The sequence below is a fragment of the Mycobacterium sp. genome (genome assembly GCF_032162105.1).
GTDB lineage: Bacteria > Actinomycetota > Actinomycetes > Mycobacteriales > Mycobacteriaceae > Mycobacterium.
In genome coordinates, this window is record NZ_JAVRPS010000324.1 from 1 (window position 1) to 4,850 (window position 4,850).

General features: G+C 65.8%; 4 protein-coding genes. All 4 read right to left on the reverse strand.

Annotated features, from left to right (window positions below; all coding sequences use genetic code 11):
• A partial coding sequence (locus QOC69_RS16605; RefSeq protein WP_526441444.1) for a peptide ligase PGM1-related protein occupies positions 1–1,544 on the reverse strand: 1,544 nt, incomplete at its 3' end.
• Between the two features lie 8 nt (positions 1,545–1,552).
• Positions 1,553–2,662, reverse strand: a complete 1,110-nt coding sequence (locus tag QOC69_RS16610; RefSeq protein ID WP_526441446.1) for an adenylate/guanylate cyclase domain-containing protein — start codon at positions 2,660–2,662, stop codon at positions 1,553–1,555.
• Positions 2,662–3,042, reverse strand: a complete 381-nt coding sequence (locus tag QOC69_RS16615) for a response regulator (RefSeq protein ID WP_526441448.1) — start codon at positions 3,040–3,042, stop codon at positions 2,662–2,664. The genes QOC69_RS16610 and QOC69_RS16615 overlap by 1 nt, the downstream gene beginning before the upstream one ends.
• Positions 3,039–4,850, reverse strand: a 1,812-nt coding sequence (locus QOC69_RS16620; protein ID WP_526441450.1) for an ATP-binding protein, incomplete at its 5' end; no start/stop codon positions are given. The genes QOC69_RS16615 and QOC69_RS16620, both read right to left, overlap by 4 nt.

The following is a 4,850-nucleotide window of genomic DNA, read 5'->3' on the forward strand; positions in this document are numbered from 1 at the left end:
AGGAGGACGGACTGCGCCTCCTCGTAGATCCGCCGCGCCTCCTCGGGGTTGTCTCCCACCGCGGTCAGGCCGACGCGACCGCATTCGGTCAGGCAGCTGATCATGTGGAACACCACGCCGGTACGGCGGGCCTGGTCGAAGTGCAGACCGTGGTTGACCACGATGTCGAAGAGGTCCCTGACGGTCAGTCCCTTGAGTCGTTCGTCCTCGAGGTGGTCGGTCGCGACCAGGTACTTGGTGCTGCCACTGGGGGTCAGGAAGACCCCGCGCTCACCGTCGTAGCTCCCGTCGGTGAGGAACTGCAGCGTCAGGAACGGATGGGTGGTGCCGCCCTTGCGGAGATTCAGCTCGATCGCATACGGCGTCCAGGCGCCGCTCTCGTCCTGCACGACGACGAAATCCACCGCGAACCGGCCGAGCACGCCGAGCCCCGCGAGATGCCGCCCGATCACCATCGCGGGCTCCGCGATGGCCGCGGCGTAGGCGGGATCGGCCGGGAACACGCAGCCGAGGTACTTCTGACCGCTCTTGCCGCCGAGAAGCTGGTCGTGGGTGGACAGCAGTTCGACGGTTCCGTCCGGCAACGCCCGCATCTGGACACTTGGACTGGTCAGCGTGACGCCGGTGATCCGCTCCTCGACGATGCCGCCGTGCTTCTCGAACGAGGCGAGATACACCTCGAGCGCAAGGTTTTCGGCCTCCAGTTGCATGCCGAGTATGCGGTCTTTGATCGCGGTCGCCTCGTCCGGCGAGCCGGCGTCCGGCAGGCCAGAAAGGTCCACCAGAGCATTGCCGGCGCCCGAGACACCCTCGTTGAGCTTCACGATCGCCTGATTGAGCGAGGGCCGTCTCGTGCGCATGCCCTGCACGGCGGCCACGATCTCGTCGACCGTGTGGAGGTCCTCCGCTCCGACCGGGCATGGCACCGCGAGCTCCTCGAACATCCTGCGGCAGCCGGTCTTGCTGCCGAGGTCGGCCAGCCGGGGATCCGCGCCGTACATCGGGAGGCCGAGGGACAGCGAAACGTCTCGCTCGAGCGGTGTGGTGTTGTAGGGGATCAGGTGACTGCGGGCCGGGTTGGGGATCAGGTTCCGGATCTCCCGCAGAAGTCGTGGTCGCGCAAGCAGTTTCGCGCTGAGCGGGGTTGATGACGCGTCACCGACCGGGACCAGGGTGAGCCGGGCGCGGGCTTGGCTGGGAATTACCCCTGGCAGCAACCCGAGGTAGTACTCCACGATCGACTCCGACACCGGCTGCGACGTCACGTAGATCATGCGGAGCCGTGGTTGGCGCAGCAGGAGCAGCAGGAACAGTGCGCGCTCCTCCAACGCAGCCATGATGGTGCCGCTCCCGGGGGTGGTGCGCTCGATGCTGATCGAGGGCACCACGACGACCGATTCGTCGTCGAAGCCGAGCCGCATCGACTCCCACACGGTCGACATCGTCCGTTGCAGATCGTCGAAGACGCCGTAGCGCTCCGCTTCGTCGAGATCCGACAGATGTCGACCCGCTTTCGGTTGGTCGGAAACCTGTAGTTGTGTCATTTCCTCACCTACTTGTCGTGTACTGCACTGATGTTGTGGACCCGCACTGAGCGGCTGAATCCCTTGGGCTGCAGGTCGCCGATCACTTCCGAGACGCATGCGTGCTCGACGCCGGCGAGCACGCGATCGCTCACCAGTACCTGCCAGCCTCGGGCTTCGGCACACAGCCGGGCGGCGCGATTGGTGACACTGCCGATGGCCGAGTAGTCGAAGCGGCCCTCGAAGCCGATCCTGCCGAGAGTCGCGAAACCCTGGTCGATTCCGATTCCAACCGCGAGATCATGGCCCTTGCGGAGCCAGCCCGCGGAAAGCTCGCGCACGGCGTCCCGGATGTCGATCGACATCCGGACCGCACGGTCCGCTGCGTCATCGCACGGGATCGGGTCGTTGAAGAACACCATGACCCCATCACCGGTAAACCGCTCCAGCGTGCCTTCGTAGGCGTGGACCAACGCCCCGATGGCGCGGTGATGCTCGCCCAAAACGCTCATCACCTCTTCGGGCTCGCTGGCTTCCGCGAAGGGGGTGAAGTTCCTGAGATCGGTGAAGACCACGACGATCTCGCGGCGGTGGCTGCCCAGGAGGGTCTCGTCGCCGATCACCAGATCGGCGAGTTGTGGCGACAGGAAGCGGCGCAGGCGGTTGGTGCGCTCCAACTCGGTCACCTGCTGGGCGACCCGAGTCTCGAGCTCGGTGTTCCATGCGGTCAGCTCGTCGGCCTGCCGTCGGATGGTGTCGTGGTATCGCTTGATCCGCGCCAGCGACGCCACCCGCGCCAGCAGCTCACTCTTGTCGAAGGGTTTGGTGACGAAGTCGTCGGCACCCGACTCGAGTGCGGCCAGCCGCTGTTCACTTCCACTGGCCGTAATCATCACGACCGGAAGGAATTCCGTCGCAGGCGTGGCTCGAATCCTCCGGCAGACCTCGTGCCCGTCCATCCCTGGCATCACGATGTCGAGCAGGACGAGGTCGACGTCCTCGGTCTCGAGCAACGCGAGCGCTTCCGCTCCCGACGGTGCGGTGAGAACCCGATACCCGCGAGGCGTGAGGACTGCGTCGAGGAGTCTCAGGTTGGCCGGCTCGTCGTCGACGGCCAGTGCGGTGACCGGAACGTCCATCAGACCGCCCGCCTGTTGATGAACGCCTCGACCTGGCCCGGCAGTTCTCGCACGCTGATCGGCTTCTCGACGTATCCGTCGAAGCCGGCCAGAAAGGCTCGCTCCCGGTCCTCGGCCATCGCGAAGGCGGTGACGGCGACGACCGGCACGTCCCGTCCGAGGCTGCCCTCTCTCAACCTGCGCAGCGTCTCGGTCCCGTCGATGCCGGGGAGTTGCAGATCCATCAGCACCAGATCAGGGGGATCGCGCTGGGCGACGCGGAGACCTTCTTCCCCTGATTTGGCCTCGATGACGTCGTATCCGGCGAACTGGAGCACGTCGCGAACCAGCTTGAGGTTCAACGGATTGTCCTCCACCACGAGGATTCTGCGCGGCGTCATGACGATCCCCCCAACGCGCCCACACGTCGCAGCGCATCGACCAGCTCGTCGCGACGAATTGGCTTGAGCAGATACTCGTCCGCGCCCAGCGCTAGACCCCGGGGCCGATCGTCGACGACGGAGGCGATGACCACAGGGATGGCGGCGGTGACGGGGTCGGCCTTGAGCTCGGCCAGTACCTCCCAGCCGTCGAGCCGTGGCAGCTTGATGTCAAGCACAACGGCTACCGGCGGCACCTTGCGGATCTGCTCGAGAGCCTCGACGCCGTCGCGGGCGCGCAGCACCCGAGTCCCTGAACCATCCAGGTAGGCAGAGAGAAGATCCAGCGACGCCCGATCGTCGTCGACGAGTACGACGACGGGAAGCTTGTCGCGCTCACGGGAAGCGACGTCGTCCTCCCGCTCCGGCAGGCCCGGGACCGAGAAGCCGAACGTGCTTCCGGTGCCTGGAGTGCTCTTGAGCCACATCCGCCCGCCGAACAGCTCAACGATACGTCGGCACAGCGTCAGTCCGAGACCGGTGCCCTCCTCCTTCGGAGCGCCCCGGCGGCCCTGTTGGAAGGACTCGAAGATGCGTTCCTGGTCCTCGGGAGGTACCCCTATGCCGGTGTCGGTGACCGTGACCACGAGGTCGGTCCCCTCGCGGTAGGCCCGGACGGAAACGCTGCCGCCGTCGGGCGTGAACTTGACGGCGTTGGCGACGAGGTTGAGCACCACCTTCTTGAATTGCAGCTCGTCGGCCTCGATCGTGTCGATGTCGTCGGCGACCTGAACCGACAAGGCGATGGCATGCCGAGTCGCGCGTTCGCGGACCATCTTCAGTGTGTAGTCCAGGGCGCTACCGACCCCGAACGTGCTCGGCTCGAGCACCATCTGACCCGCTTCCACCTTCGACAGGTCGAGGATCTCGTTGAGCACCTCGAGGAGGTGCCTGCCCGAATTGAAGATGTCGCGCAGGTACTCGTCCTGGCGCTCGTTGATCTCGCCGAACATCCGATCCAGCAGCACCTCGGAGAAGCCGATCACCGCGTTCAACGGGGTCCGCAGCTCGTGGGACATGCTGGCCAGGAAGTCCGACTTGTGTTGGCTGGCGATCTCGAGTTCCTTGGTCTTCGTCTGCAACTCCCCGAACAGCCGAGCGTTGACGATGGCGAGCGCCGATTGGCTGGCGAAGGTCTGCAGAAGCTCGATCATGTCGGGCGGGAAGACGCCCGTGCTCCTGCGCCGGATCACCAGCACGCCCACCATCGTGTCGCTGCGCAGCATGGGAACCGCGAGCACTGACCGCCATCCGTCCCGGAACAGGACTTCCAGATGGGGGTCGAGCTCCGTGCTACCCAGATCGGCCACCTCGAGCGGACGGCGAGCCAGCGCGGTCCGGCCGACCAGAGTGGATTCCCGGTCGATCGTCATCGCCCGCAACTGTTCCACTAGGTCAGGGCTGCTGCCGGAGACGGCACGGACCTGGAACGAATCGTCCGACTCGTCGTACTCCATGATCGATCCGCCGTCGGTTTCGGTGAGCCGCACGGCGTTGCTGACGATCCGGTCCAGGACCTCGTCGCGGTCGAGGCTCGAGCCGACGGCCTCGCCCACTTCACGGAGAGCCTCGAGCTGCGCAACCTTGCTGGCCAGCTCGGCCCCCCTGGACTCGAGTCGCAACGCGATGGCACCCTGGGCGGCGAATTCCTCGAGAAGCTCTCGTTCACGCTCGTCGAAGGGCCTGACGTCGGTCCTCCACATGGAGAGCACCCCGACGACCTCGTCCTGAAGAATCAGCGGCGTGGAGAGAAGGGTGCGAAAACCGGT